This is a genomic window from Streptomyces sp. DH12 (assembly GCF_020873895.1).
Classification (GTDB): domain Bacteria; phylum Actinomycetota; class Actinomycetes; order Streptomycetales; family Streptomycetaceae; genus Streptomyces.
This window is the reverse complement of record NZ_JAHWGT010000573.1, coordinates 1-556: the sequence shown is the minus strand read 5'-3', so window position 1 is coordinate 556 and position 556 is coordinate 1. Positions and strand designations below refer to the sequence as shown.

The following is a 556-nucleotide window of genomic DNA, read 5'->3' as shown; positions in this document are numbered from 1 at the left end:
GACCTATCAGGTCTACCCCCGCAAATCGGTGATCGACGTGGAGGACCTGCGGCTGCTGCAGCGGCAGGAGGAGGCGCGTCAGCGCGTGGGGAGGCCTGAGTAGATGCCCCTGATCACAGCACCGGTCGTCACCCCGGAGGAGCCGACCACACCACCGGTCGAACTCCCCGAAGTCGGGTACGCGGTCGTCACGTACATCGACCCGGCCGGGACGCGGTGGCCGATGACCGACCTGACCGCCGACTGGTACACCCTCGCCAAAGGAGTGTCCGGGCTGGGCGCGGCGCCCTACGTGCTCACCTCGGACCCGCACCCGCGCGGCGGGGGAGGTGAAGCTGCCGGCGTGGCCCGGGAACATGGAGCTGCTGCAGCCCGGGCACCGCCTGGTCGTCGTCCGCGACAAGCAGGTCTGGTGCGCAGGCCCGATGGAGGAACCCCAGGACTACGCGTGGGACCTCAATGCGAACGCCGGCGGCACGGTCACCGTCCGGTTCTCCGACGACCTCGCCCGGGTGGCGGGCTACCTCACCTACCCCGAGCCGACCAAGCAGTTCGC

General features: G+C 70.3%; 1 pseudogene. It reads left to right on the top strand.

From position 1 onward, the window contains the following. Window positions 1-356: 356 nt before the first annotated feature. Window positions 357-556: pseudogene (locus LPA54_RS35845) on the top strand (siphovirus ReqiPepy6 Gp37-like family protein); the annotation flags it as partial.